Origin of the sequence: Vibrio sp. S12_S33 (assembly GCF_963889785.1) — a bacterium.
GTDB lineage: Bacteria > Pseudomonadota > Gammaproteobacteria > Enterobacterales > Vibrionaceae > Vibrio > Vibrio aestuarianus.
The window spans coordinates 1-24,335 of record NZ_CAWPQZ010000035.1 but is presented as its reverse complement, the minus strand read 5'-3'; the positions used below and the strand labels follow the sequence as shown (position 1 = coordinate 24,335).

The 24,335-nt window shown below is 43.4% G+C and carries 25 protein-coding genes; 21 read left to right on the top strand and 4 right to left on the bottom strand.

Annotated features, from left to right (window positions below; all coding sequences use genetic code 11):
- Window positions 1-819 carry a phosphate ABC transporter ATP-binding protein PstB gene (pstB, locus tag AACW06_RS14535; protein ID WP_053310423.1) on the top strand — a complete coding sequence of 273 codons (819 nt, stop codon included), beginning with the start codon at window positions 1-3 and terminating at the stop codon, window positions 817-819.
- Between the two features lie 36 nt (window positions 820-855).
- Window positions 856-1,557: a phosphate signaling complex protein PhoU gene (phoU, locus tag AACW06_RS14530; RefSeq protein ID WP_168523110.1), complete on the top strand. Its 702-nt coding sequence runs from the start codon at window positions 856-858 to the stop codon at window positions 1,555-1,557.
- Window positions 1,558-1,633: 76 nt separating this feature from the next.
- Here phoU and AACW06_RS14525 read toward each other — a convergent pair whose 3' ends face one another.
- Entirely contained in the window at window positions 1,634-2,371 is a 738-nt protein-coding gene (locus AACW06_RS14525; protein WP_192075612.1) for a copper homeostasis protein CutC, read from the bottom strand.
- A 274-nt stretch (window positions 2,372-2,645) separates the two neighbouring features.
- On the bottom strand, window positions 2,646-3,257 hold the full coding sequence (locus AACW06_RS14520) for a peroxiredoxin C (protein ID WP_053310420.1): 612 nt from the start codon (window positions 3,255-3,257) through the stop codon (window positions 2,646-2,648).
- Between the two features lie 198 nt (window positions 3,258-3,455).
- On the opposite strand from AACW06_RS14520, the gene AACW06_RS14515 reads away from it, so the two are divergent.
- The 3 genes from AACW06_RS14515 (at window position 3,456) to aceA (ending at window position 8,038) form a co-directional block, all read left to right on the top strand.
- Window positions 3,456-4,361: a hydrogen peroxide-inducible genes activator gene (locus AACW06_RS14515; protein ID WP_053310419.1), complete on the top strand. Its 906-nt coding sequence runs from the start codon at window positions 3,456-3,458 to the stop codon at window positions 4,359-4,361.
- 592 nt (window positions 4,362-4,953) lie between these two features.
- Window positions 4,954-6,591 (top strand): malate synthase A, encoded by a 1,638-nt coding sequence (gene aceB / locus AACW06_RS14510; protein ID WP_192075611.1) that lies wholly within the window; start codon window positions 4,954-4,956, stop codon window positions 6,589-6,591.
- A 136-nt stretch (window positions 6,592-6,727) separates the two neighbouring features.
- Window positions 6,728-8,038: an isocitrate lyase gene (gene aceA / locus AACW06_RS14505; RefSeq protein ID WP_053310417.1), complete on the top strand. Its 1,311-nt coding sequence runs from the start codon at window positions 6,728-6,730 to the stop codon at window positions 8,036-8,038.
- A 137-nt stretch (window positions 8,039-8,175) separates the two neighbouring features.
- On the opposite strand, the gene AACW06_RS14500 is transcribed toward aceA, so the two are convergent.
- Window positions 8,176-8,631 (bottom strand): CBS domain-containing protein, encoded by a 456-nt coding sequence (locus AACW06_RS14500; protein WP_192075610.1) that lies wholly within the window; start codon window positions 8,629-8,631, stop codon window positions 8,176-8,178.
- 229 nt (window positions 8,632-8,860) lie between these two features.
- Here AACW06_RS14500 and queA point away from each other — a divergent pair, with 229 nt between their 5' ends.
- The 5 genes from queA (at window position 8,861) to secF (ending at window position 14,464) form a co-directional block, all read left to right on the top strand.
- Window positions 8,861-9,913 carry a tRNA preQ1(34) S-adenosylmethionine ribosyltransferase-isomerase QueA gene (gene queA, locus AACW06_RS14495; RefSeq protein WP_192075609.1) on the top strand — a complete coding sequence of 351 codons (1,053 nt, stop codon included), beginning with the start codon at window positions 8,861-8,863 and terminating at the stop codon, window positions 9,911-9,913.
- Window positions 9,914-10,042: 129 nt separating this feature from the next.
- On the top strand, window positions 10,043-11,173 hold the full coding sequence (tgt, locus tag AACW06_RS14490) for a tRNA guanosine(34) transglycosylase Tgt (protein ID WP_053310414.1): 1,131 nt from the start codon (window positions 10,043-10,045) through the stop codon (window positions 11,171-11,173).
- A 118-nt stretch (window positions 11,174-11,291) separates the two neighbouring features.
- Window positions 11,292-11,624: a preprotein translocase subunit YajC gene (gene yajC / locus AACW06_RS14485; RefSeq protein WP_053310413.1), complete on the top strand. Its 333-nt coding sequence runs from the start codon at window positions 11,292-11,294 to the stop codon at window positions 11,622-11,624.
- A gap of 21 nt (window positions 11,625-11,645) precedes the next feature.
- Window positions 11,646-13,502, top strand: coding sequence for a protein translocase subunit SecD (secD, locus tag AACW06_RS14480; RefSeq protein WP_192075608.1), 1,857 nt, complete (start codon window positions 11,646-11,648; stop codon window positions 13,500-13,502).
- A gap of 14 nt (window positions 13,503-13,516) precedes the next feature.
- Window positions 13,517-14,464, top strand: a complete 948-nt coding sequence (gene secF / locus AACW06_RS14475; protein ID WP_053310411.1) for a protein translocase subunit SecF — start codon at window positions 13,517-13,519, stop codon at window positions 14,462-14,464.
- A 217-nt stretch (window positions 14,465-14,681) separates the two neighbouring features.
- Here secF and suhB read toward each other — a convergent pair whose 3' ends face one another.
- Entirely contained in the window at window positions 14,682-15,485 is an 804-nt protein-coding gene (gene suhB / locus AACW06_RS14470) for an inositol-1-monophosphatase (RefSeq protein WP_053310410.1), read from the bottom strand.
- 177 nt (window positions 15,486-15,662) lie between these two features.
- Here suhB and trmJ point away from each other — a divergent pair, with 177 nt between their 5' ends.
- The 11 genes from trmJ (at window position 15,663) to ndk (ending at window position 24,148) form a co-directional block, all read left to right on the top strand.
- Window positions 15,663-16,391 (top strand): tRNA (cytosine(32)/uridine(32)-2'-O)-methyltransferase TrmJ, encoded by a 729-nt coding sequence (trmJ, locus tag AACW06_RS14465; protein WP_192075607.1) that lies wholly within the window; start codon window positions 15,663-15,665, stop codon window positions 16,389-16,391.
- 117 nt (window positions 16,392-16,508) lie between these two features.
- Window positions 16,509-17,030 carry a Fe-S cluster assembly transcriptional regulator IscR gene (iscR, locus tag AACW06_RS14460; protein WP_192075606.1) on the top strand — a complete coding sequence of 174 codons (522 nt, stop codon included), beginning with the start codon at window positions 16,509-16,511 and terminating at the stop codon, window positions 17,028-17,030.
- A 26-nt stretch (window positions 17,031-17,056) separates the two neighbouring features.
- Window positions 17,057-18,271, top strand: coding sequence for an IscS subfamily cysteine desulfurase (locus AACW06_RS14455; RefSeq protein ID WP_053310407.1), 1,215 nt, complete (start codon window positions 17,057-17,059; stop codon window positions 18,269-18,271).
- A 55-nt stretch (window positions 18,272-18,326) separates the two neighbouring features.
- On the top strand, window positions 18,327-18,710 hold the full coding sequence (iscU, locus tag AACW06_RS14450) for a Fe-S cluster assembly scaffold IscU (protein WP_053310406.1): 384 nt from the start codon (window positions 18,327-18,329) through the stop codon (window positions 18,708-18,710).
- A 59-nt stretch (window positions 18,711-18,769) separates the two neighbouring features.
- Window positions 18,770-19,093 carry an iron-sulfur cluster assembly protein IscA gene (gene iscA, locus AACW06_RS14445; RefSeq protein WP_192075605.1) on the top strand — a complete coding sequence of 108 codons (324 nt, stop codon included), beginning with the start codon at window positions 18,770-18,772 and terminating at the stop codon, window positions 19,091-19,093.
- Between the two features lie 72 nt (window positions 19,094-19,165).
- Window positions 19,166-19,681 (top strand): co-chaperone HscB, encoded by a 516-nt coding sequence (gene hscB, locus AACW06_RS14440; protein ID WP_053310404.1) that lies wholly within the window; start codon window positions 19,166-19,168, stop codon window positions 19,679-19,681.
- Window positions 19,682-19,702: 21 nt separating this feature from the next.
- Window positions 19,703-21,556, top strand: coding sequence for a Fe-S protein assembly chaperone HscA (gene hscA / locus AACW06_RS14435; RefSeq protein WP_192075604.1), 1,854 nt, complete (start codon window positions 19,703-19,705; stop codon window positions 21,554-21,556).
- An 11-nt stretch (window positions 21,557-21,567) separates the two neighbouring features.
- Window positions 21,568-21,906 carry an ISC system 2Fe-2S type ferredoxin gene (gene fdx, locus AACW06_RS14430; protein ID WP_192075603.1) on the top strand — a complete coding sequence of 113 codons (339 nt, stop codon included), beginning with the start codon at window positions 21,568-21,570 and terminating at the stop codon, window positions 21,904-21,906.
- Window positions 21,907-21,963: 57 nt separating this feature from the next.
- On the top strand, window positions 21,964-22,158 hold the full coding sequence (gene iscX, locus AACW06_RS14425; RefSeq protein ID WP_053310401.1) for a Fe-S cluster assembly protein IscX: 195 nt from the start codon (window positions 21,964-21,966) through the stop codon (window positions 22,156-22,158).
- A gap of 200 nt (window positions 22,159-22,358) precedes the next feature.
- A complete protein-coding gene (gene pepB, locus AACW06_RS14420; RefSeq protein ID WP_192075602.1) occupies window positions 22,359-23,654 on the top strand; it encodes an aminopeptidase PepB in 1,296 nt (431 codons plus the stop codon).
- A gap of 68 nt (window positions 23,655-23,722) precedes the next feature.
- Window positions 23,723-24,148, top strand: a complete 426-nt coding sequence (gene ndk, locus AACW06_RS14415) for a nucleoside-diphosphate kinase (protein WP_192075601.1) — start codon at window positions 23,723-23,725, stop codon at window positions 24,146-24,148.
- The last annotated feature ends 187 nt before the right edge of the window (window positions 24,149-24,335 follow it).

Below are 24,335 nucleotides of genomic sequence, written 5' to 3'. Positions count from 1 at the left end.
ATGTTTTCCATCAATCAAACTTTGGGTTATCACGCCCCGTTAGATGTGAATAATTTGAGCGATAAGCAAACCGCGATAGCGATAGAAGGGCTCAACCTGTTTTACAAACAAACTCAAGCGTTGAGCAATATTTCAATGCGAATTCCTAAGGGGCAGGTGACTGCTTTCATTGGACCTTCTGGCTGTGGAAAGTCGACACTATTGCGTTGCATTAATCGTATGAACGATTTAGTCGAAGGGTGCCGAGTGGAAGGGCAAGTCAAGCTGCATGGTAAAAATGTGTATCATCCAGAAGTGGATGTGGCAACTTTACGTCGTCGTGTTGGGATGGTGTTCCAAAGACCTAACCCATTTCCTAAGTCGATTTATGAAAATGTGGTTTATGGATTGCGCCTGCAAGGGGTTAAAAATAGCCGTACCTTAGACGACGCGGTTGAACGAGCCTTACGTTCAGCTGCGTTATGGGATGAAGTAAAACATCGATTGCATGAAAATGCCTTTGGGTTATCGGGTGGACAGCAGCAGCGTTTGGTCATTGCTCGAGCGATAGCTATCGAACCTGAAGTGCTATTATTAGATGAACCAACATCGGCACTTGATCCTATCTCAACCTTGACTATCGAAGAGCTGATTAATGATCTGAAAACCAAATACACGGTTGTTATTGTTACCCACAACATGCAACAAGCGGCAAGGGTGAGCGATCACACCGCTTTTATTCATATGGGAAAATTGATCGAGTATGCTGATACGGACTCGATTTTTACATCACCATTGAAAAAACAGACCGAAGACTATATTACTGGTAGGTATGGTTAATATTTTAATCAATAACGTATTTTATAAGGAAGCATAATGCAGCTAGGTCGCCACATTTCAGGAAAATTTAATGTTGAACTTGAGTCAATCCGTACTCATGTTTTAACTATGGGCGGGCTGGTGGAGCAACAACTTTCTTTTGCGATGCAGGCATTACATAAAGATGATGCTGACCTGGCTCGTAAGGTGGTTCGGGATGATCATAAAGTCAATGCATTAGAAGTTTCTATCGATGAAGCCTGCACGCGGATTATAGCTAAACGTCAACCGACAGCGAAAGATTTACGTTTAATTATGGCGATCATCAAAACCATTACTGATCTTGAGCGAATTGGTGATGTTGCGACTAAAATCGCCTACGTTGCGATTGAAAGCCCTTCAGTAAAAGAGAGCAAATTTCACGTTTCCCTGGAACCTTTATGTCGCCAAGCTATCGCGATGTTACACCAAGTGTTAGATGCATTTGCTCGAATGGATATTGAGTCAGCGGCAGAAGTGTACAAACTGGATGATAAATTAGACGCTGAATATGAAGCGGTCATTCGACAATTGATGACCTACATGATGGAAGACCCGAAAAATATCCCACATATTTTGCAAGTGATGTGGTCGGCTCGCGCTATTGAGCGGGTTGGAGACCGTTGTCAAAATATCTGCGAATACATTATTTACTTTGTGAAAGGTAAAGATGTACGGCATTTAGACAAGCAATCTATTGATGACTTACTTAAACCTTAAAAGGTGAAGACTTTTCCTTCACCTTTTATGTAAGACTTTACTCTGTTGCTAATTGCTAATTGCTAATTGCTAATTGCTAACTGAGCTGACGTACGACTTCTTGGAGTAACTCTACATCAGTGACTGGAATCAAGGTCTCATCGATAGAATCGTGTCCCATTTTTATCGCATTGGCGATCATGTCCATTTTACTGGCTCGGGTTGATTTACTTGATAGGTGAATTTCAGTAATGCCTGTTTCTTTGATCACCTCGCCAATATTACTCGCATTTAGCCCTGCGCCCGCCATGATAGAAAAGCGATCACCTGCAAGCTTAACCATTTCTGCAATTACAGATCTCCCATTATAAGCATTGGGCGCTAAACCTGAAGTAAGTATTCGCTCACATCCGAGAGAAGCAACATCTTCAATTGCTTGTTTATAGCTATGGCATTGATCAATAGCGCGGTGAAAAGTACTGCCTAAACCTTGCGCTGCTTTTATCATTTGTTGGCTAGCTTCAATATTAATGGTTCGATTTGGGTTCAAAATTCCAAAGACAATGCCATCCAGCCCTGCTTGTTTCGCCATTTCAATATCGATTAACATTGAGTCGATATCGTCTTGATCGTAAAGGAAATCACCTTGGCGTGGGCGGATCATCGCATAAACGGGAATAGTTGAAATCTCAGCGGCCTTTTTCATCAAACCAAAACTCGGTGTTAAGCCGCCTAAGGCTAGTGATGAACAGAGCTCAATACGGGTTGCACCACCAGCAATTGCATTGTGCAGTGATTCAATATTATCAATGCAGACTTCAATTTGAGTATTCATAGCAAAGCTCTATTTGTAAAATTTATCCAATATTAGCAAGTAATCATACTGGAGTCTGTGTGAAGCAAGTGGGAAATAGGGGTAAAGTTTGCCAAGTAAACATACCTCATTTGTATAACCGTTTCTGCGCAGCATAATTTGACACATAACAAAAAGCCCAAAGCAGTGCTTTGGGCTTGGATAAGGACTTTACTTCTTAACTGATTGGCGATGCGTTTTACGCTTTATTATATGTCCAACCATTGACCCGAGTTGAGCGCGGGCTAAGGAGTAATTATTTCTTGCCTAGGTCGTCTGAGTGCTCAGATAGGAATGCTGCAACACCTTTTGGAGATGCATCCATACCTGCTTTACCTTCTTCCCATTGTGCTGGACACACTTCACCGTTCTTTTGGTGGAAGTTTAGCGCGTCAACCATACGTAGCATTTCGTCGATGTTACGGCCTAGTGGTAGGTCGTTAACAACTTGGTGGCGTACTAGGCCATCTTCGTCGATTAGGAAAGAACCACGGAAAGCAACGCCTGCTTCTGGGTGCTCTACATCGTATGCTTTACAAACTTCATGCTTAACGTCAGCAACTAGAGGGTATTTAACTTGACCAATACCGCCGTTCTCAACAGCAGTGTTACGCCATGCGTTGTGAGAGAACTGAGAATCGATAGAAACGCCGATTACTTCAACGCCTTTAGCTTGGAAGTCTTCGAAACGCTTGTCAAAAGCGATTAGCTCTGATGGGCAAACGAAAGTGAAGTCTAGTGGGTAGAAGAAAACTACCGCTTTCTTACCTTTAGTAAATTCTGCGAAGTTGAAGCTATCAACGATTTCACCGTTACCAAGAACAGCTGCTGCAGTAAAATCAGGGGCTTTACGACCAACTAGTACCATTTTTTTGCTCCTAAGAATTATGTTTAGTTCCGAACCGATAAGTTTGTTTCGGTTCAGTCCGTGTTTGAACGAGACAAACTATAGTACAGATTGTAGTATTGAAAAAAGCGAAATAAATAGATTAAGTTAATCGAAAAAAGCGATGAGTCTAGAATCGTTATCTATTAGACAGTAATGATATAAGATACTAATACAATTATGAATAAATGGCCGAGTTTAAAGCAATTACATTATTTAGTGACACTTCATGAAACCCGACACTTTAGTGATGCGGCTGATAGATGCTTTGTTAGCCAATCGACTCTTAGTAAAGGTATTCAAAACTTAGAAGAGTTAATTGGGTGTCCTTTATATGAAAAGAAAGACAAAAAAAGCCCTTTAGTATTTACTCATGCGGGTGAATTGGTGGTGAGCCAAGGGCGTGAGTTATTGGCAAAAGGCCAGGACTTGGTTGAGCTTGGTAAACTATGCCAAGGTGATGATATGCAAGGACAACTTAAGTTGGGGTGTATTCCGACGATTGCTCCTTTCCTATTGTGCGATTTAGTGCAAGAGATAAACACGCATTTTCCAAAACTCAACTTATTGTTGCGAGAAGATACCACGGCTAATTTATTAACCGCATTGCGCCATGGTGAATTGGATGTGCTGATTTTGGCACTGCCGATTGAGATAGGCAACATGGCCAGTCGAGTCGTTGGGAAAGATCCGTTTCGAATGGTTATCAGTCGTCATCAGGCTGACCGTATTCGGGTACCTATCAAATACGATGATCTACCTGATGAGTCAGTATTTTTACTTGAGAATGAACACTGTCTTACCGAGCATGCCGTTTCAGCTTGTAAGCTAACAGACAAAGAGAAAATTAACCCCTTTACCGCAACCAGCTTGCATACATTGGTACAGATGGTCGCCAATGGCTTAGGCACTACCTTTATTCCGCAAATGGCTATCGACCATGGGTTGTTAGACAACCAAAACTTAGTGGTCGTTGATCCTCCTGGCCAGCAGGCATACCGTGAAATTGGCTTAGTATGGCGGCCAAGTTCATCTCGAACTACGACTTTTAATCAATTAGCGGATGTGGTTTCAGCTCTGCTCTAGCACTTAGTCTTAGCCCACGAAATGAGATAAATGACTTTAAGCTCCCTGTTTTTAGTGGGCTTTTTAGTTTTTTATTCTGTTGGTGTTTTTTGACTTGTAAAATTTCACAAGTAATTCTTGTTGAAGATTTCATAAATTAAGAAAACTTCACAACCTCAATTTCACAGCTTTTGTCCGACGTGTTGTTTAAATAAACGTCGAGTTAGGTTCTCCACTATTAATTAGCACAACTGCTTATCCGCTTATCATTAATTCGAACGACTGTTTAAAACGAATTCCATTTAAAAATTATTTTGTAATTAAATAACGTAATTAATTACAAAAATGTAGCCAAAATCAATCAGTTGTTTTAAACGGAATAAAACTTCAAATTTAACTATTTGTTAACTTTTGATCTTTTACTCTAACTGCTGTTGGTGTAAGGTTTATTAAGGCTTTGTAAGACTTATGTCTAGTTTGGTTAGCCTTGAAATGTAACGTCATCTAAGACAAGGTATAAACAAAGAAAAGTTAAAGGTGAACCTAAGAAAGCATTTGAATTTGTGGTTTTAAAGTTACAAATGTGGTCGACTAATTTTTAAGGAAGAAAGTTATGCTTGCACAGACCCCAGAGACAGATTTAGCGCAGAATAAAGAACACAATAGCGAAGCCAAGATTGAGCTTCGTGGTTCAATTGACCCACAACATCAAGCCATTTTCCCTGTTGAAGCCCAAACCTTCTTGTCGAGCTTGTGTGCTAAATTTGCCGACCGAGTTGATGAACTGCTTGTCACTCGAGAAGAGCGACAGGCTCAGATCGATACTGGTGTGCTTCCTGACTTCCTAAAAGATACCCAAGATATTCGAGAGGGAAGCTGGAAAATTCTGGGGATCCCACAAGACTTACAAGATCGCCGTGTTGAAATCACCGGACCTACAGACCGCAAAATGGTGATTAACGCACTGAACGCTAATGTCAAAGTTTTCATGGCTGATTTTGAAGACTCAATGTCACCGGCATGGGGGAAAGTATTGGATGGGCAAGTTAACCTTCGCGATGCGGTGAACGGAACTATTAGTTATACCAACCCCGACAATGGCAAGTGTTATCAGTTAGCAGAAAATCCAGCGGTACTGATTTGTCGTGTTAGAGGTTTGCACCTCAAAGAAAAACATGTTCAGTTTGAGGGGCAGAGTATCCCGGGCTCACTGTTTGATTTTGCTCTGTATTTTTACAATAACTACAAAACGTTATTGAAAAAAGGCAGTGGTCCATATTTTTATTTGCCTAAATTACAAGCGCATCAAGAAGCGAAGTGGTGGAGTGATGTTTTCCACTTTACGGAAGAGTATTTCGGTCTAGAAACGGGAACCATAAAAGCCACGGTATTGATTGAAACGCTACCTGCTGTATTTGAAATGGATGAAATATTGTTCTCTCTCAAAGAGCATATTGTTGGTTTGAACTGCGGACGTTGGGATTACATCTTTAGCTACATTAAAACATTGAAAAACCACCCTGACCGAGTGTTGCCTGATCGCCAAGTGGTGACAATGGAAAAACCATTCCTCAATGCCTATTCAAGATTGCTGGTTTACACCTGCCATAAACGTGGCGCGTTCGCGATGGGAGGTATGGCTGCCTTTATTCCGGCCAAAGATCCACAAGTGAATCAGCAAGTCCTAGATAAAATTCATCACGACAAATTACTAGAAGCAAACAATGGTCATGACGGTACATGGGTGGCTCATCCAGGGCTTGCGGATACGGCAAAAGCGGTTTTCGACCAAGTGCTTGGCGAACGCAGTAATCAACTTGATGTGACGCGACTTTCTGATTCGCCTATCCACGCTCATGATCTTATCGAGCCTTGTGAAGGGGAGCGTACAGAGCAAGGTATGAGACACAATATCCGTGTTGCGCTGCAATATATTGAAGCTTGGATCTCCGGTAACGGCTGTGTGCCAATTTACGGATTGATGGAAGATGCCGCTACGGCAGAGATCTCACGAGCATCTATATGGCAGTGGATTAAGCACGGCAAAACGCTAGATAACGGTCAAGTCGTCACTAAGGAGCTGTTCGAGCTGTATCTCGAACAAGAAATTGAGGTCGTTAAGTATGAGATTGGTGTTGAACGTTTTGCAGCAGGTCGATTTACCGAAGCCGCTCAACTCATGTCGCGTTTGACGACGAGTGATGAGCTAACCAACTTCCTCACCGTTCCTGGTTATGACTACTTGGATTGATGAGACTTAAAACAATAAAAGCCTTAATAAACAAAACAATGCACCAATAACGTGAACAGTTTTCAAAAGCAGATCAGGATGTACTGCTGAGAAAAGGATGACAATGCGCTTGCGCATCAAATAAGAGGGATAGAACATGACATTAACTCGCCGCCAACAAATTGAAGCTCTTGAAAAAGATTGGGCAACCAATCCGCGCTGGAAAAATGTAAAGCGTACTTATACTGCTGCTGAAGTGGTCGACCTACGTGGGTCTATTACACCGGCTAACACTATCGCCCAGCGTGGCGCTGATAAATTGTGGTCACTGGTCAACGGAAGCGCTAAAAAAGGTTATGTTAACTGTTTAGGTGCACTAACGGGTGGTCAAGCTGTACAGCAAGCGAAAGCGGGTATCGAAGCCATTTATCTTTCAGGTTGGCAAGTTGCTGCGGATAATAATACCGCTTCAACCATGTACCCTGATCAATCACTTTACCCCGTTGACTCTGTGCCATCAGTGGTAAAACGCATTAATAATTCATTTCGTCGCGCAGACCAAATTCAATGGGCTGGTGGTAAATCACCTGAAGATGAAGGTGGTATCGATTACTTCCTACCGATTGTTGCCGATGCGGAAGCGGGTTTTGGCGGTGTATTGAATGCTTATGAATTGATGAAATCGATGATTGAAGCGGGCGCAGCGGGTGTCCATTTTGAAGACCAACTCGCCTCGGTTAAAAAATGTGGTCATATGGGCGGTAAAGTTCTAGTGCCGACCCAAGAAGCGGTGCAAAAACTGGTGGCAGCACGATTGGCCGCTGACGTGTCTGGTACTACAACGCTAGTGATTGCGCGTACTGATGCAAACGCTGCTGATTTGCTAACTTCTGATTGTGACCCTTATGATCGTGATTTCATTCAAGGTGAGCGCACTCAAGAAGGTTTCTACCGTGTGAAAGCAGGGATCGACCAAGCAATCTCGCGCGGTTTGGCTTATGCGCCTTACGCTGATTTAGTTTGGTGTGAAACAGCGAAACCAGATTTGGAAGAAGCTCGTCAATTTGCAGAAGCAATTCTTGCTGAATACCCAGACCAATTGCTTGCGTATAACTGCTCGCCTTCGTTTAACTGGGAGAAAAACCTAGATGCCGAGACGATCGCTCGTTTCCAACAAGAACTGTCAGATATGGGTTACAAGTACCAATTCATCACTTTAGCGGGCATCCACAACATGTGGTACAACATGTTTGAATTAGCACATGCTTACGCGCAAGGTGAAGGTATGCGTCACTATGTTGAAAAAGTTCAGCGTCCTGAATTTGAAGCAGCCTCTAAAGGTTACACCTTCGTTGCACACCAACAAGAAGTGGGTACAGGATACTTCGACCGCATGACAAACACCATTCAAGGTGGCAATTCTTCAGTGACCGCATTGACAGGTTCAACAGAAGAAGAGCAATTTTAAGTCAACCACTCCAAAGCCCAAGAATTGGAGTCTTTCCCTTATCGCCAGTCGGGGAAACCAGTAGAACAATAATCTGTGCAACACGTTTGAGCGGCGAAAGCCGCTCTTTTTTCTTTTTAGATCTTATTTTTTCGCGCTTACAAATCATTATCCACGTCTATCTCTTCGGGTTCACTTTCTTCTTGAAGCTCTAAGAGTGTTACTGCAACACCAATAAAATCTGTGTCGGTGATGATGCCGACCAACTGCCCTTTATCAACCACAGGTAGGCAACCGACTTTATGCTTTTGCATATAGATAGCGCTTTCCTTTAGCCCCGCTTGTGGGTCAACGGACATAATTTCAGTATTCATCACTTCATACAACGGAGTGTTGAACGTATAAGACTGATCGCTAGGTATTTTCTGTAGGCTAGATTCTTGGGCGGCAAGAATGTCATGGTGGGTGACAATCCCAAGTAGCTTTTTATGAGCATCTACAATAGGCACATGGCGAATGTCTAGCGCTTCCATAGTATGTTTAGCATCGGCGAGTGTGTGAGAGCGCAACAAGGTATGGGGGTTGCGAGTCATCATGTCTTCGATTTTGATCATAACCAACTCCTTCGTATTATTTGTCTCCTTCAACTATAGGTTTTTTTTGGCAGAATGTTTGAGAGTTGAATCTGTTTTTGCTTTGATGAGTGGTTAAAAGTAACCCACCATTTTCATTTTTAATTACATTAATTTCGTATCTTGGTCTGACGGTTGAACAACTTTCCGTATATACTAGCGCGCTTAAAAAAATTACGTTGTCCACCCAAAAGCGAACAAGACTAGAACTATGCAAGTTTCCGATTTTCACTTTGAACTCCCAGATGAGCTTATCGCTCGTTATCCAAAAGCGGAGCGTACAGCCAGCCGACTACTTCAATTAGACGGCAACAGTGGTGAGCTTATTGATGGCTCATTTAAAGATGTTGTTGACCGAGTTCAAGCTGGTGATCTGTTGGTGTTCAATAACACACGAGTAATTCCTGCTCGCATGTTTGGCCGTAAAGCGTCTGGCGGCAAATTAGAAGTGCTCGTTGAACGTATGTTAGATGAACATACCATTTTGGCGCACGTTCGCTCATCTAAACCGCCAAAGCCTGGCAGTGAGCTTTATTTGGGTGAGAATGATGAATACCACGCACAAATGGTCGCTCGTCATGATGCGTTATTTGAAATTCGTTTTACGGCACAAACGGCAGTACTCGACATTTTAAATCAAATTGGTCACATGCCGTTGCCACCGTATATTGACCGACCTGATGAAGATACCGATAAAGAACGCTATCAAACGGTGTATAACCAGAAACCTGGCGCTGTTGCAGCCCCGACCGCTGGCTTGCACTTTGATGAAGCGTTACTGGAACAAATTAAGGCTAAAGGTGTCGAATTTGCTTACGTCACCTTGCATGTCGGCGCTGGAACATTCCAACCAGTGCGAGTTGATAATATTAACGATCACCACATGCATGCTGAATACGTTGAAGTTCCTCAAGAGGTTGTTGATGCGATTGCAGCAACGAAAGCACGCGGTGGTCGTGTGATTGCGGTTGGTACGACATCAGTTCGCTCATTAGAAAGTGCTGCGCAAGATGCTTTGAGAAATGGCACCGAGCTAGTGCCATTTTTTGGTGATACTGAAATATTCATCTTCCCAGGGTATAAATATCAGTTAGTTGATTGCTTAATTACTAACTTCCACTTGCCAGAATCGACACTGATCATGTTGGTGAGTGCCTTTGCAAGTTACGAATACACTATGGCGGCTTATTCGCATGCTGTGGAGAATAAATATCGCTTTTTTAGCTATGGTGATGCGATGTTTATTACCAAGAAAACCAATTAACGAGTGCTAGCAGTAGGCTAGGGAGAGAAGTATGACTTCATTCTTCGCAAGGAATTGGCGACCGCTCTCGTAGGGTGCTCGCACCCAGTAATGAAACGTCAGACTGTTTCTCTGACATTTGGAGGCTTCGTGAAATTAAAATACGAACTTAAAAAGAAAAATGGCAATGCCCGTCGTGGTCAATTAACGTTTGAACGCGGTACTGTACAAACTCCAGCATTTATGCCTGTTGGTACATACGGCACCGTAAAAGGTATGACACCTGAAGAAGTCAAAGAGACTGGCGCAGAAATCTTGTTAGGTAACACTTTCCATCTGTGGTTACGTCCAGGTCAAGAAGTGATGAAAATGCACGGTGACTTGCATGATTTTATGAATTGGCAAGGTCCGATCTTAACTGATTCAGGCGGTTTCCAAGTATTCAGCCTAGGTGATATTCGTAAAATCACCGAAGAAGGTGTTCATTTCCGTAGTCCAGTAAATGGCGATAAAATTTTCATGGACGCAGAAAAGTCGATGGAAATTCAAAAAGATCTTGGTTCTGATATCGTGATGATCTTCGATGAGTGTACGCCATACCCGGCGACACATGACGAAGCGAAAAAATCGATGGAAATGTCACTGCGTTGGGCTCAACGTTCACGAGACCATTTCGACAAGTTAGAAAACACTAACTCTCTATTTGGTATTGTCCAAGGTGGTGTTTACGAAGACTTGCGCGATGTTTCTGTGAAGGGACTGACTGATATCGGTTTTGACGGTTACGCAGTGGGTGGCCTCGCGGTTGGTGAACCTAAAGAAGACATGCACCGTGTGCTAGAACATACTTGTCCACAATTGCCAGAAGATAAGCCACGTTACCTAATGGGCGTTGGTAAACCTGAAGACTTAGTGGAAGGTGTACGTCGTGGTATTGATATGTTTGACTGCGTTATGCCTACGCGAAATGCACGCAATGGCCACCTATTTGTAACTGGCGGTGTGATCAAGATCCGTAATGCAGTACATAAAACCGATACAAGCGCTCTTGATCCGCATTGTGACTGTTACACTTGCAAAAATTATTCGAAATCATATTTGCACCATTTAGATCGTTGTAACGAAATTCTAGGTGCGCGCTTAAATACGATTCATAACTTACGTTATTACCAACGCTTAATGGCAAGTATCCGTTTAGCCATTGAAGAAGATCGTTTCGATGCGTTTGTGGAAGAGTTTTACGCTCGCCGCAATCGTGATGTTCCGCCTCTTGGTCAGTAATAGCTAAATCAACATTACCAGGCTGTATTATTTATGATTTGTGAAGTTGTAAACTTGAAATCGAGATGATGCAGCCCAATAGATTCAACATCAACAATAATTTAGAGGACGTTTCTCAATGAGTTTAATTTCTGTAGCACACGCAGCAGGTGAAGGTGCACCACAAGGTGGCGGTTTTGAAATGCTAATCATGCTTGGCATGTTCGCGGTTATCTTTTACTTCATGATCTACCGCCCACAAGCAAAGCGTGTAAAAGAGCACAAAAGCTTAATGGCTGCGATGGGTAAAGGCGATGAAGTGCTAACTAGCGGTGGTCTAGTTGGTAAAATCACTAAAATCGCAGAAGATAGCGACTACATCACTATCGAGCTAAACGCGAACAATGAAATTGTGATCAAAAAAGATTTCGTCACTGCAGTGTTACCAAAAGGTACGCTTAAGTCTCTATAAAACAGCTAGAGGATCCTCGCTGTGCTAAACCGTTATCCGTTATGGAAGTATTTATTGGTAGTGTTTGCCATTGCCATTTCCGCTTTATATGCACTTCCAAATATCTACGGTGAAGATCCGGCTATTCAAGTTACAGGGGCGCGTGGCGCCTCTGTAGATATGTCAACGCTGGATGCTGTCACCAATGCTCTTGATAAAGAGAGCCTTTCTCATAAATCCATTGCTTTAGAAAATGGATCAATTCTTGTTCGATTTAACGATACTGATACACAAATTAGTGCTCGTGACATCATTAGTGAAGCGTTAGGCAAAGATACTATCGTTGCACTGAACCTTGCTCCTTCTACACCTAGCTGGCTGGAATCTATTGGTGCTGCGCCAATGAAGCTTGGCCTTGATTTGCGTGGTGGTGTTCACTTCTTAATGGAAGTGGATATGGACGCGGCAATGGAAAAATTGTCAGGCCAACAAGAAGAAGCGTTTCGTAGTGAACTTCGTGATGAAAAAGTCCGTTACCGCGCTATTCGTACGGTAGGTAACGATACCGTTGAAGTGACTTTGCGTGATGCTGAGCAACTTGAACAATCAAAAGCGGCACTGGCTTCAAAACACCCTGACATGACTTTTCTTGAGTCTGATGCTAACGGACGATTTATCTTAACGGCTAAATTTACCGAGCAACGCTTACAAGAAATTCGTAATTATGCTGTTGAACAGAACATTACGATTCTACGTAACCGTGTTAATGAACTTGGGGTCGCAGAGCCTTTGGTTCAACGCCAAGGTGCAAGCCGTATCGTGGTTGAACTTCCAGGTGTTCAAGACACAGCTCGTGCGAAAGAAATTCTAGGGGCAACAGCAACACTTGAGTTCCGTGAAGTTGATGACAAAGCGGATTTAGCTGCAGCGGCCTCTGGTCGTGTTCCTCCTGGTAGCGAAATTAAGTTCGACCGTAATCAACGTCCTGTAGTTTTGAAAAAACGTGTGATTCTAGGCGGTGCGAGCATTACTGACGCAAGCTCAAGCACGGATGAATACGGACGCCCGCAAGTAAACATCTCACTAGACAGTGAAGGTGGTAACAAAATGTCAGCGTTCTCTAAAAAGAACATTGGCAAGTTGATGGCAACCGTGTTTGCAGAATACAAAGACAGTGGTCGTAAAACTCCGGAAGGTAAAGTGATTCTTGCTAAGCAAGAAGAAGTGATCAACCAAGCGACGATTCAGTCGGCGTTAGGTCGTAACTTCCGTATCACTGGTATTGATTCTGTGGCTGAAGCGCACAACTTAGCATTGCTATTGCGTGCTGGTGCTCTGATTGCGCCGATCTCTATTGTTGAAGAACGTACGATTGGTCCATCAATGGGTCAACAAAACATCGATATGGGTGTTCAAGCGTGTATCTGGGGTATGGTCGCGGTTATGTTGTTTACGCTGCTTTATTACCGTGGATTTGGTCTTATTGCCAACATCGCGCTAATGGCTAACCTAGTACTGATTATCGGTGTCATGTCGATGATTCCGGGGGCCACAATGACGCTACCAGGTATCGCAGGTATTGTATTAACAGTTGGTATGGCGGTTGATGCGAACGTACTGATCTTTGAGCGTATTCGGGAAGAGCTTCGTGATGGGCGCAACCCGCAACAAGCGATCCATCAAGGTTATGCGAATGCATTTAGTACCATTGCTGATGCCAACATTACCACATTGATTACCGCTATCATCTTGTTCGCAGTGGGTACAGGGGCAATTAAAGGCTTCGCCGTGACACTTTCTATCGGTATTTTAACTTCTATGTTCACTGCTATTATCGGGACTCGCTGTATTGTGAACCTGTTATACGGTGGTAAACGTATCAAAAAACTGTCGATCTAAGGCTAGGAATTATTATGTTTCAGATTCTAAAAGCAGATAAAACGATCGACTTTATGCGTTGGTCGAAGTTAGCGTTTATTTTCTCAATTTTGATGATAGGTGCTTCACTCTTTACGCTTTCAACTAAATGGTTGAATTGGGGTTTAGATTTTACCGGCGGAACTTTAATTGAAGTTGGCTTTGAACAGCCAGCTAACCTTGAAGATATCCGTGGGGCACTTGAAGCAAAAGGGTTTGGTGATGCAACAGTGCAGAACTTTGGCTCTGCGCGTGAAGTAATGGTTCGCTTGCGTCCTCGTGACAATGTCGCGGGTGAAACACTCGGCAACCAGATCCTTTCGGCTATCAAAGAAGGAACCGGTAGCAGTGTTGAGATGCGCCGTATTGAGTTTGTTGGGCCAAACGTGGGGGATGAGTTGGCTGAAGCGGGTGGTTTAGCCATTCTAGCCTCACTAATTTGTATCCTGCTTTACGTGTCTATGCGTTTTGAATGGCGTTTAGCAGCAGGAGCGGTTTTGGCCTTGGCGCACGACGTTATCATTACTCTTGGCATATTTTCTATCATGCAAATTGAGGTTGACCTAACGATTGTGGCTGCACTGCTGACGGTTGTTGGTTACTCGCTCAACGATACCATTGTTGTATTTGACCGTATCCGTGAAAACTTCCGCAAATTGCGTAAAGGCGATTCCGCGGAAATCATGAACAGCTCAATCACCCAAACGTTAAGCCGTACATTAATTACATCCGGTACGACTTTGCTAGTGGTTATTGCACTGTTTGTGCAGGGCGGTGCCAACATTCATGGTTTTGCAACAGCATTGTTATTGGGCATCACTGTCGGTACTTATTCTTCAATCTATGTTGCGTCTGCACTGGCATTGAAATTGGGTATCACACGTGAGCACTTACTTCCGCCTCAAGTGGAAAAAGAAGGTGCTGAGTTTGACGAACTCCCTTAGAGTTATACCTGCAACTTCAAGTTGTTGGGTATGTCTTGATTACTAAAAATCATTTAAAAGCCAAAAGCCAAAAGCCAAAAGCCAAAAGCCGCAGAAAATTCTGCGGCTTTTTTCTAATGTGAAATTGGTATGATACTTAAGGTAAAGAAAAAGCCTCGTATATTGCTATACGAGGCTTGAATCAGCTGTGACGGAGCTTGATATTGTTCAGTGCAATCTATTTAAGGATAGCGCTGTTACCGTTTTCGCGGATGTGTTTAAGAATTGATTTTACGCCGCGAGCACTTGAACCAACGATATTACCAGACTTCATGTAGTCAGTACCGCCAGCAAAGTCAGTCAGGATAACACCAGCTTCACGAGCGATTAGTTCACCAGCAGCCATATCCCAAGGCTTCAAGCCCAATTCGAAGTAACCATCAACACGGTTTGCTGCTAGGTAACATAAATCTAGAGCTGGGGAACCTGTACGACGGAAATCCGCACATTCAACAAAAAGAGCTGACATAATCTTCATGAAAGATTCAGAGTGTTGTTTTTGTTTGAATGGGAAGCCTGTAGCCAGTACCGCACCTTGAAGATCTTTCAATTGCTTAACACGGATACGAGAGTTGTTTAGTTGTGCGCCAGAACCACGTTGAGCGGTAAATAGCTCGTTACGCATTGGGTCATAAACACAAGCAACTTCAGTTTTCCCTTTGATACGAACAGCGATAGAAACCGCGAAGTGAGGCAAACCTTTTACAAAGTTTGTGTTGCCATCCAGTGGGTCGATGATCCATTGAACGTCCTTATCTTTACCGTCGATAAGACCGTTTTCTTCAGCAACGATACAGTGTTCTGGGTAAGAACTCTTGATTGTATCGATGATCATAGCTTCTGCTTCTTTGTCTACGTTAGTAACAAAGTCATTAGTGCCTTTCTGAGTGGTTTCGATTTTCTCAGCGTTTTCTAGCGATTTAGCAATATGATTGCCAGCTTTTCGCGCAGCGCGAATAGCTATGTTTAGCATTGGATGCATACAGTTTTCCCAACGGATGTTAAAGAACGAAAAAGCGGGCGGCAGTATACCAAATTTTTATTAAAAAGGAAGTGGTTATTTTTTGTTCGTTCGGTCTTGTATCACATAAGGACCTGACTATTTTGGTCAGGTTTATGTTAATATCTCGGCGTTTTAATTTTATTGGTGTTATGTGCAATGTTAGACAATGTAAAAGTCGTTTTGGTGGGCACTTCTCATTCTGGAAATATTGGCTCTGCGGCCCGTGCGATGAAAGTAATGGGGCTGAGCAAAATGGTTTTGGTTGCGCCGCAATGTGAAGTTGACGCTCAAGCGATTGCTTTAGCCGCGGGCGCTAGTGACATCGCGTTAAATGCAGAAATTGTTAATACATTAGACCAAGCCGTTGAAAATTGTGGTTTGGTGGTGGGTTCAAGTGCTCGCTCTCGCACCTTAGAATGGCCAATGCTTGAGCCGCGAGAATGCGGTGAAAAATTTGCAATTGAAGGTCAACAGCATCCTGTTGCATTGGTGTTTGGTCGTGAACGAACGGGCTTAACTAACGAAGAGCTGCAAAAGTGTCATTTTCATGTCTGCATTCCTGCTAATCCTGAATACAGTTCCTTGAACTTAGCAATGGCAGTGCAAACCTTGATCTACGAGATTCGTATTGCGCATTTGGATTACGAGAAAAAGGGTTATCCATCGCCGCCTCAAGAAGTCTACTCACGTCACAATGAGCTAGAAATGTTTTATGAGCACCTTGAAAAGGTGATTACTCAAACCCAATTTATCTCTAAAGAACAGCCCGGTCAGGTAATGAATAAACTTCGTCGTCTATTCAGTCGTGCACGTCCTGAAGCTCAAGAAATCAATATATTACGCGGTATTCTAACGTCAGTTGAAAAGCATAGCACCATTAAGTAATTAACCTCTTTTATTAAATGGTTAAATACTTGACTAATTTAGTCAAACAAATACTTGACCATTTTGGTCGGGTATGGAAAAATACTAACCACATAATCAATGTGGATACGGTATGATATGAGACTTACATCTAAAGGAAGATATGCGGTAACAGCCATGTTAGATGTGGCTCTGCATTCGCAGCAAACCCCAGTACCACTGGCGGATATTTCAGAGCGCCAAGGTATTTCGCTCTCTTACTTAGAGCAGCTTTTTTCTAAATTGCGCAAAGCTGGCTTAGTGGCGAGTGTGCGTGGCCCTGGTGGTGGTTACCGCTTAGGTGCTGATGCATGCACAATTTCGATTGGTACTGTAATTGCGGCTGTGGATGAATCCGTAGATGCAACCAAATGTAATGGTAAAGGTGACTGCCAAGGTGGTACTCGCTGTCTAACTCATACATTATGGCGTGATCTAAGCTCACGCATCAGTGACTTTCTCAATAACATCTCTCTTGGTGAGTTGATGGTTGATAATGAAGTCCTACAAATTTCTGATCGCCAAGACATAGGTCTTACGATAAACCACGGGTTAACCAAGAAAAATACTAATGCCGTTACAATCGGCTCGGCACCCGTAGGTCTTAATACTCGCTCATAGCGGCGATGTTTACATTGGAGTAGAAAATGAAACTGCCTATTTATTTTGACTATTCAGCTACCTGTCCTGTTGATCCTCGTGTGGCTGAAAAGATGGTTCAGTGCATGACGATGGACGGTAATTTCGGTAACCCGGCTTCTCGTTCTCACCGTTATGGCTGGCAGGCAGAAGAAGCGGTAGACACGGCGCGTGAGCAAATTGCAGATCTAATCAATGCAGATCCACGTGAAATCGTATTTACTTCTGGCGCTACAGAATCAGATAACCTAGCAATTAAAGGTGCTGCGCACTTTTATGCTAAGCAAGGTAAGCACATCATTACATGTAAAACAGAGCACAAAGCCGTGCTTGATCCTTGTCGCCAACTTGAGCGTGAAGGTTATGAAGTGACTTATCTTGAGCCTGAATCTAATGGTTTAATTGATCTTAAAAAGTTAGAAGCAGCACTACGTGATGATACGGTTCTTGTTTCGATCATGCACGTGAACAACGAAATTGGTGTTATCCAAGATATTTCTGCAATCGGCGAATTGTGTCGTGAGCGCAAAGTTATTTTCCACGTTGATGCCGCACAATCGGCAGGCAAGGTGCCTCTTGATGTGCAAGAAATGAAAGTTGATCTGATCTCTTTCTCTGCACATAAGATATATGGCCCGAAAGGTATTGGTGCACTTTATGTTCGTCGTAAACCTCGTATTCGTCTTGAGGCGCAAATGCACGGTGGCGGTCATGAACGAGGTTTTCGTTCAGGTACACTTCCGACTCACCAAATTGTCGGTATGGGTGAAGCGTTCCGCATTGCAAAACTAGAGATGCAAAACGATTTCGCACACGCCAAAGCACTGCGTGACCGTTTACTTGCTGGAGTCCAAGATATGGAAGCCGTTACAGTAAATGGTGATCTAGAGCAACGTGTTCCGCACAACCTAAACGTGAGTTTTGCTTTCGTTGAAGGTGAATCGTTGTTGATGTCTTTAAAAGACCTTGCCGTATCATCGGGCAGTGCTTGTACATCAGCAAGCTTAGAGCCTTCGTATGTACTGCGTGCGCTAGGGCTCAACGATGAATTAGCACATAGCTCAGTGCGTTTCTCGTTTGGTCGTTTCACGACAGAAGAAGAAATTGACTACGCGGTTGAGCAAATCCGTGTAGCCGTTAGTAAATTACGCGACATGTCTCCTCTATGGGATATGTATAAAGAGGGAGTTGATCTGAACACCGTTGAGTGGGCACATCACTAGTTATTCATAAAGAACTAGTTATTCCCAAGGAAATAGAGGATTAGAGGAAACTATCATGGCATACAGCGAAAAAGTAATTGATCACTACGAAAACCCACGCAATGTAGGTTCTTTTGATAAAGAAGATCCATCAATTGGTAGCGGTATGGTTGGCGCGCCCGCTTGTGGTGACGTAATGAAACTGCAAATTAAAGTCACACCAGAAGGCATCATTGAAGATGCGAAGTTTAAAACTTATGGTTGTGGTAGCGCTATTGCTTCAAGCTCATTAGTAACAGAATGGGTAAAAGGTAAAAGCATTGATGAAGCAGCTGCAATTAAGAACTCTGAAATTGCTGAAGAACTTGAACTTCCACCCGTTAAAGTTCACTGCTCAATTTTGGCAGAAGATGCTATCAAAGCAGCCGTTGCTGATTATAAAAAGAAACACCAACAATAATTTATCAGGGAGTGAATATTCACTCCCACAATTTCAAACCAAGAATCTAGGGTTGTAGTATGGCCATTAGCTTAACTGAAGCAGCAGCAAATCGCGTTAGAGCATTTCTGGATAACCGAGGCAAAGGCGTTGGATTACGTCTTGGAGTGAAAACAACCGGTTGCTCGGGTATGGCTTATGTACTGGAATTTGTTGATGAACTCAACGATGAAGATCAAGTGTTTGAAGATCATGGTGTAAAAGTCATTATCGATGCAAAAAGCCTCGTTTACCTCAGCGGCACGCAGCTAGACTATGTAAAAGAAGGGCTAAACGAAGGTTTTGAATTCAACAACCCAAACGCGAAAAGTGAATGTGGTTGTGGTGAAAGCTTCAACGTGTAATGGTTAGCTTTCGGATAGCTAGGCTCATCATTGATAACGAGCCTAGTACCGAGCACTAGGAGCGATGTGTTAATGAACTACTTTGAATTATTTGGGCTACCAAGTCAGTTTGCGCTGGATGGTAGCCTTCTTTCTTCCCAGTTTCTGGCTTTGCAAAAGCGCTTCCATCCGGATAACTTTGCAACTGCTTCAGAACGAGACCGCTTACTTGCTGTGCAAAAAGCCTCTCAAATCAATGATGCTTATCAAGTATTAAAAGCTCCCATAACTCGCGCGGAATATCTGCTGGCAGAAAATGGTATCGAGCTACGTGGTGAGCACCAAACCCTGCAAGATCCGATGTTCTTAATGGAACAAATGGAATTGCGTGAAGAGTTGGAAGATATCGCTTCGTATCCTGAAGCAGAAAGTGCTTTATTCGATTTTGAAAGCAAAGTAAGCAAGATGTATAAACAACATCTTACTTTAGTTGAGCAACAGCTGAATGAAAACCAGTGGAGCACTGCTGCTGACACGGTTCGTAAGCTGAAATTTATTGCCAAACTAAAACATGAAATAGAACGAGTCGAAGAACGTTTACTCGGCTAATTCCGTAATAAGGACCAATCAATGGCATTACTTCAAATTGCAGAACCGGGTCAAAGCTCCGCGCCGCATCAGCATAAATTCGCGGCAGGTATTGACCTTGGTACGACTAACTCATTAGTCGCTTCCGTTCGAAGCGGTGGTGCGACAACGCTTGTTGATGAGCAAGGCCGTAGTATTCTGCCTTCAGTTGTGCATTACACGGCAGAAACAAGCTTGGTTGGTGATGCTGCCAGAGAAAAAGCACAACGTGATCCTGCTAACACCATTATTTCTGTGAAGCGTTTGATTGGACGCTCATTGACTGATATTCAAGCGCGCTACCCAACCTTACCTTATCACTTTAAAGCCAGTGACAATGGTTTACCTATTTTGCAAACGGCGCAGGGTGATAAAAATCCGATTCAAGTATCGGCTGATATTCTAAAGTCATTAGCTAAACGTGCTGAACAATCACTAGGTGGTGAGCTGGCTGGCGTGGTCATCACTGTACCGGCTTATTTTGATGATGCGCAGCGTGCAGGAACCAAAGATGCGGCTAATCTTGCTGGTCTGCATGTGCTTCGTTTGCTCAATGAACCGACGGCAGCTGCCATTGCTTACGGTCTAGACTCCGCTCAAGAAGGAGTTATTGCTGTTTACGATTTAGGTGGTGGCACATTTGACATCTCTATTTTACGACTGTCTAAAGGCGTATTTGAGGTACTGGCAACTGGCGGAGATTCTGCATTAGGTGGTGATGATTTTGACCATTTAATTGCTGAACATTTACAAGCGCAAATCGGCTTGCCTTCACCATTAAGTGCAGAGCAAAACCGCACGTTACTGGATGCGGCTACCGCGGTCAAAATAGCGTTGTCGGATACAACCAGTGTTGATGTTTCGGTATTAGGCTGGGACGGGCATTTTACGCGTGAAGAGTTTAATCAACTGATTACACCACTGGTTAAGAAAACATTATTGTCGTGCCGTCGTACTTTGAAAGATGCTGAAATTGATGCCGATGAAGTGCTAGAAGTGGTGATGGTCGGTGGATCAACTCGTACGCCTTTAGTTCGTGATTTAGTCGGTGAATTTTTTGGTCGTACACCACTGACCAGCATTAACCCTGATGAAGTCGTGGCGATTGGTGCGGCTATTCAAGCGGATATTTTGGTAGGTAACAAGCCTGACTCTGAAATGCTGTTGCTTGATGTTATCCCGCTTTCACTGGGTATCGAAACCATGGGTGGGTTGGTCGAGAAAATCATTCCACGCAATACCACGATTCCAGTCGCAAGAGCTCAAGAATTCACTACTTTTAAAGATGGCCAAACGGCGATGACTATTCATACCGTGCAAGGTGAGCGTGAGATGGTCGATGACTGCCGTTCATTAGCGCGTTTTTCTTTAAAAGGTATTCCACCGATGACCGCGGGTGCTGCTCATATTCGTGTCACTTATCAAGTTGATGCTGATGGTTTGCTATCCGTCACAGCAATGGAAAAGAGCACTGGTGTTCAGTCTGAAATTCAAGTTAAACCTTCTTATGGTTTGAGTGATAACGAAGTGGCAGACATGCTTAAAGACTCAATGGCGTTTGCTGAAAAAGACATGCAAGCTCGTGTACTAGCAGAGCAAAGAGTTGAAGCTGACCGCGTCATTGAAGGGCTTATTTCAGCGATGCATGCTGATGGCGATGAGCTTCTTACTGAAAGTGAAAAACAGCAATTACTCGGTGCGATTGAAGCGTTAATTGCACTACGCAATGGTGAAAGTGCCGATGCCATTGAGCAAGGTATTAAAGATACAGATAAAGCTAGCCAAGATTTTGCAGCACGTCGAATGGATAAGTCGATTCGCGCGGCATTGGCTGGCCAGTCTGTGGACGATATTTAAAGAGAAAAATTATGCCTAAGATTATTGTTTTACCTCATGAAGATCTTTGCCCAGAAGGTGCTGTGCTTGAAGCAAAAACAGGCGAAACCGTGCTTGATGTCGCTTTGAAAAATGGAATCGCTATTGAGCACGCCTGTGAAAAGTCATGCGCTTGTACAACTTGTCACGTCATCATCCGTGAAGGGTTTGATTCACTGAATGAAAGTGATGAACTAGAAGATGACATGCTTGATAAAGCATGGGGTCTAGAGCCAGAATCTCGCCTTGGATGCCAAGCTCGAGTCTGTAGTGAAAATTTAGTGGTCGAAATTCCCAAGTATACGCTAAACCTCGCTTCTGAAGATCACTAGTAAGCGCGGCGTGGGCAATCCGCTTACGCCAGTGTTTGATTAAATAAGGGCAATAAGATGAAATGGACAGATTCTCGCGATATTGCGATTGAGCTATGTGATTTGTATCCAGATGTCGATCCTAAAAATGTACGTTTTACCGACTTACATCAATGGGTAATGGAACTGGATGAATTTGATGATGAACCGAACCGTTCTAACGAAAAAATCTTAGAAGCCATCATCTTATGTTGGATGGAAGAAATCGACTAATGTTTGTTTAATCCCATCCCATCGCTAACGCTATGGTAATTTGGTAAAACATCACCGAGTTAACAATTCTTACTAAAAAAAGCGGACCTTATGGTCCGTTTTTTTATCAACTTGACATTTTAACCCTACAAAATGCTAACATCCTCTCGTTATTCAATCGTAATGGCACAGGTAAGGCCATATCCAGGCAAGGAGAAACCATGTCTACAAAGATGTCTGTATTTATTAGCCAAGAAGCTGCCCAGCCTCAGTGGGGAGACAAGGCGATTTTATCATTTTCAGAAAATGGCGTAACGATTCATGTAGTCGAAGGTTTGCACGATGTCGCAACTGTTCAGCGTGCAGCACGTAAGTTGGATTCGCAAGGCATCAGAGCCATCAGTTTACAAGGTGAGGGCTGGGATCTCGAAAGCATGTGGGCATTCCATCAAGGCTACCGTGAAGCGAAAAAACTTAACATACTAGAGTGGCAACCACTGGCTGAGCAAGATCAAGCTGAGCTGGAGTATCGCATCAAAGCGACTGAATGGACGCGTGATATCATCAACAAAAGTGCTGAAGAAGTAGCACCTCGTCAATTAGCGACGATGGCCGCTGAATTTATCAAGTCACTGGCACCTGACCATGTCACCTACCGTATAGTGAAAGATAAAGATCTTCTTACCGAAGGATGGGAAGGGATTTATGCTGTCGGACGCGGCTCTGAGCGCACTTCTGCAATGCTGCAGTTGGATTACAACCCAACGGGTAAGGAAGATGCTCTTGTATTTGCTTGTCTAGTGGGCAAAGGAATTACTTTTGATTCTGGCGGCTATAGCCTCAAGCCATCAAATTTCATGACATCCATGAAGGCGGACATGGGCGGGGCTGGTACTATTACCGGCGGCCTAGGTCTGGCGATCATGCGTGGTTTCAATAAGCGAGTGAAGTTGATCCTTTGCTGTGCGGAAAACATGGTGTCAGGTCGAGCACTAAAACTGGGTGATATTATCACTTATAAAAATGGTACTAGCGTTGAAATTATGAACACCGACGCGGAAGGCCGTTTAGTACTTGCTGATGGCTTGATGTTCGCTGATGCACAAAAACCAGAGCTGATTATCGATTGCGCAACATTAACGGGCGCGGCGAAAAATGCGTTGGGTAATGATTACCACGCGCTACTGAGCTTTGATGACGAGTTAGCACATCAAGCACTTACTGCGGCCAGTCAGGAAAAAGAGGGGCTATGGCCACTACCTTTGGCTGATTTCCACCGCAGCATGCTACCTTCCAGTTTTGCCGATCTTTCTAATATCAGCTCTGGTGATTATTCACCAGGCGCAAGTACAGCGGCCGCTTTCCTTTCTTACTTCGTTGAAGATTATAAGAAAGGCTGGTTGCACTTTGATTGTGCGGGTACTTATCGCAAATCATCAAGTGACAAGTGGGCTGCAGGCGCTACGGGAATGGGCGTACGCACGCTAGCTCGTATCTTAACTGACCAAGCCAAATAATTTTTGAGGCGGCCAACCATTTTGGCCGCTAATTATAACTAAAAAAACAAAAGTAGAAGGACAACCTTATGGCTCTAGAAAGAACCTTTTCTATCATTAAGCCCGATGCAGTAGAACGTAATTTGATTGGTGAAATTTATCACCGTATTGAGAAAGCGGATTTACGTATTGTTGCCGCAAAAATGTTACATTTGAATCAAGAGCAAGCCGGTGGCTTTTATGCTGAACATGAAGGCAAAGCCTTCTTCGCTGATCTGACCAAATTCATGACTTCAGGACCGATTATGGTTCAAGTTCTTGAAGGAGAGAATGCCATCGTTCGTTACCGTGAGCTGATGGGTAAAACCAACCCAGAAGAGGCTGCTTGCGGCACTATTCGTGCTGATTACGCATTAAGTATGCGTTATAACTCTGTACACGGAAGTGATAGCCCTGAGTCAGCAGCGCGCGAAATTGCTTTTTTCTTCCCTGAATCAGAAATCTGCCCTCGTTAATCTTACTCGTAATACATTTAAATAGAACATCATCCGCAGTATCCCGACGTACTGCGGATTTTTGTATCGAGAAAACCCCCAGCTAGGCTGGGGGTTCCGTAAAGCTTACAGCTATAAGTCAGTTATATAACCCCTTTCAATTTGATAAAAACGTCTTGTGGTCTGGCAACTGCAAGAGTCAATTAAG

What these genes read in the sequence shown, in the direction of transcription:
- pstB (WP_053310423.1), top strand. Translation starts at nt 1, where the DNA reads ATGTTTTCCATCAATCAAACTTTGGGTTATCACGCCCCGTTAGATGTG.
- phoU (WP_168523110.1), top strand. Translation starts at nt 856, where the DNA reads ATGCAGCTAGGTCGCCACATTTCAGGAAAATTTAATGTTGAACTTGAG.
- AACW06_RS14525 (WP_192075612.1), bottom strand. Translation starts at nt 2,371, where the DNA reads ATGAATACTCAAATTGAAGTCTGCATTGATAATATTGAATCACTGCAC.
- AACW06_RS14520 (WP_053310420.1), bottom strand. Translation starts at nt 3,257, where the DNA reads ATGGTACTAGTTGGTCGTAAAGCCCCTGATTTTACTGCAGCAGCTGTT.
- AACW06_RS14515 (WP_053310419.1), top strand. Translation starts at nt 3,456, where the DNA reads ATGAATAAATGGCCGAGTTTAAAGCAATTACATTATTTAGTGACACTT.
- aceB (WP_192075611.1), top strand. Translation starts at nt 4,954, where the DNA reads ATGCTTGCACAGACCCCAGAGACAGATTTAGCGCAGAATAAAGAACAC.
- aceA (WP_053310417.1), top strand. Translation starts at nt 6,728, where the DNA reads ATGACATTAACTCGCCGCCAACAAATTGAAGCTCTTGAAAAAGATTGG.
- AACW06_RS14500 (WP_192075610.1), bottom strand. Translation starts at nt 8,631, where the DNA reads ATGATCAAAATCGAAGACATGATGACTCGCAACCCCCATACCTTGTTG.
- queA (WP_192075609.1), top strand. Translation starts at nt 8,861, where the DNA reads ATGCAAGTTTCCGATTTTCACTTTGAACTCCCAGATGAGCTTATCGCT.
- yajC (WP_053310413.1), top strand. Translation starts at nt 11,292, where the DNA reads ATGAGTTTAATTTCTGTAGCACACGCAGCAGGTGAAGGTGCACCACAA.
- secF (WP_053310411.1), top strand. Translation starts at nt 13,517, where the DNA reads ATGTTTCAGATTCTAAAAGCAGATAAAACGATCGACTTTATGCGTTGG.
- suhB (WP_053310410.1), bottom strand. Translation starts at nt 15,485, where the DNA reads ATGCATCCAATGCTAAACATAGCTATTCGCGCTGCGCGAAAAGCTGGC.
- trmJ (WP_192075607.1), top strand. Translation starts at nt 15,663, where the DNA reads ATGTTAGACAATGTAAAAGTCGTTTTGGTGGGCACTTCTCATTCTGGA.
- iscR (WP_192075606.1), top strand. Translation starts at nt 16,509, where the DNA reads ATGAGACTTACATCTAAAGGAAGATATGCGGTAACAGCCATGTTAGAT.
- AACW06_RS14455 (WP_053310407.1), top strand. Translation starts at nt 17,057, where the DNA reads ATGAAACTGCCTATTTATTTTGACTATTCAGCTACCTGTCCTGTTGAT.
- iscU (WP_053310406.1), top strand. Translation starts at nt 18,327, where the DNA reads ATGGCATACAGCGAAAAAGTAATTGATCACTACGAAAACCCACGCAAT.
- iscA (WP_192075605.1), top strand. Translation starts at nt 18,770, where the DNA reads ATGGCCATTAGCTTAACTGAAGCAGCAGCAAATCGCGTTAGAGCATTT.
- hscB (WP_053310404.1), top strand. Translation starts at nt 19,166, where the DNA reads ATGAACTACTTTGAATTATTTGGGCTACCAAGTCAGTTTGCGCTGGAT.
- hscA (WP_192075604.1), top strand. Translation starts at nt 19,703, where the DNA reads ATGGCATTACTTCAAATTGCAGAACCGGGTCAAAGCTCCGCGCCGCAT.
- fdx (WP_192075603.1), top strand. Translation starts at nt 21,568, where the DNA reads ATGCCTAAGATTATTGTTTTACCTCATGAAGATCTTTGCCCAGAAGGT.
- iscX (WP_053310401.1), top strand. Translation starts at nt 21,964, where the DNA reads ATGAAATGGACAGATTCTCGCGATATTGCGATTGAGCTATGTGATTTG.
- pepB (WP_192075602.1), top strand. Translation starts at nt 22,359, where the DNA reads ATGTCTACAAAGATGTCTGTATTTATTAGCCAAGAAGCTGCCCAGCCT.
- ndk (WP_192075601.1), top strand. Translation starts at nt 23,723, where the DNA reads ATGGCTCTAGAAAGAACCTTTTCTATCATTAAGCCCGATGCAGTAGAA.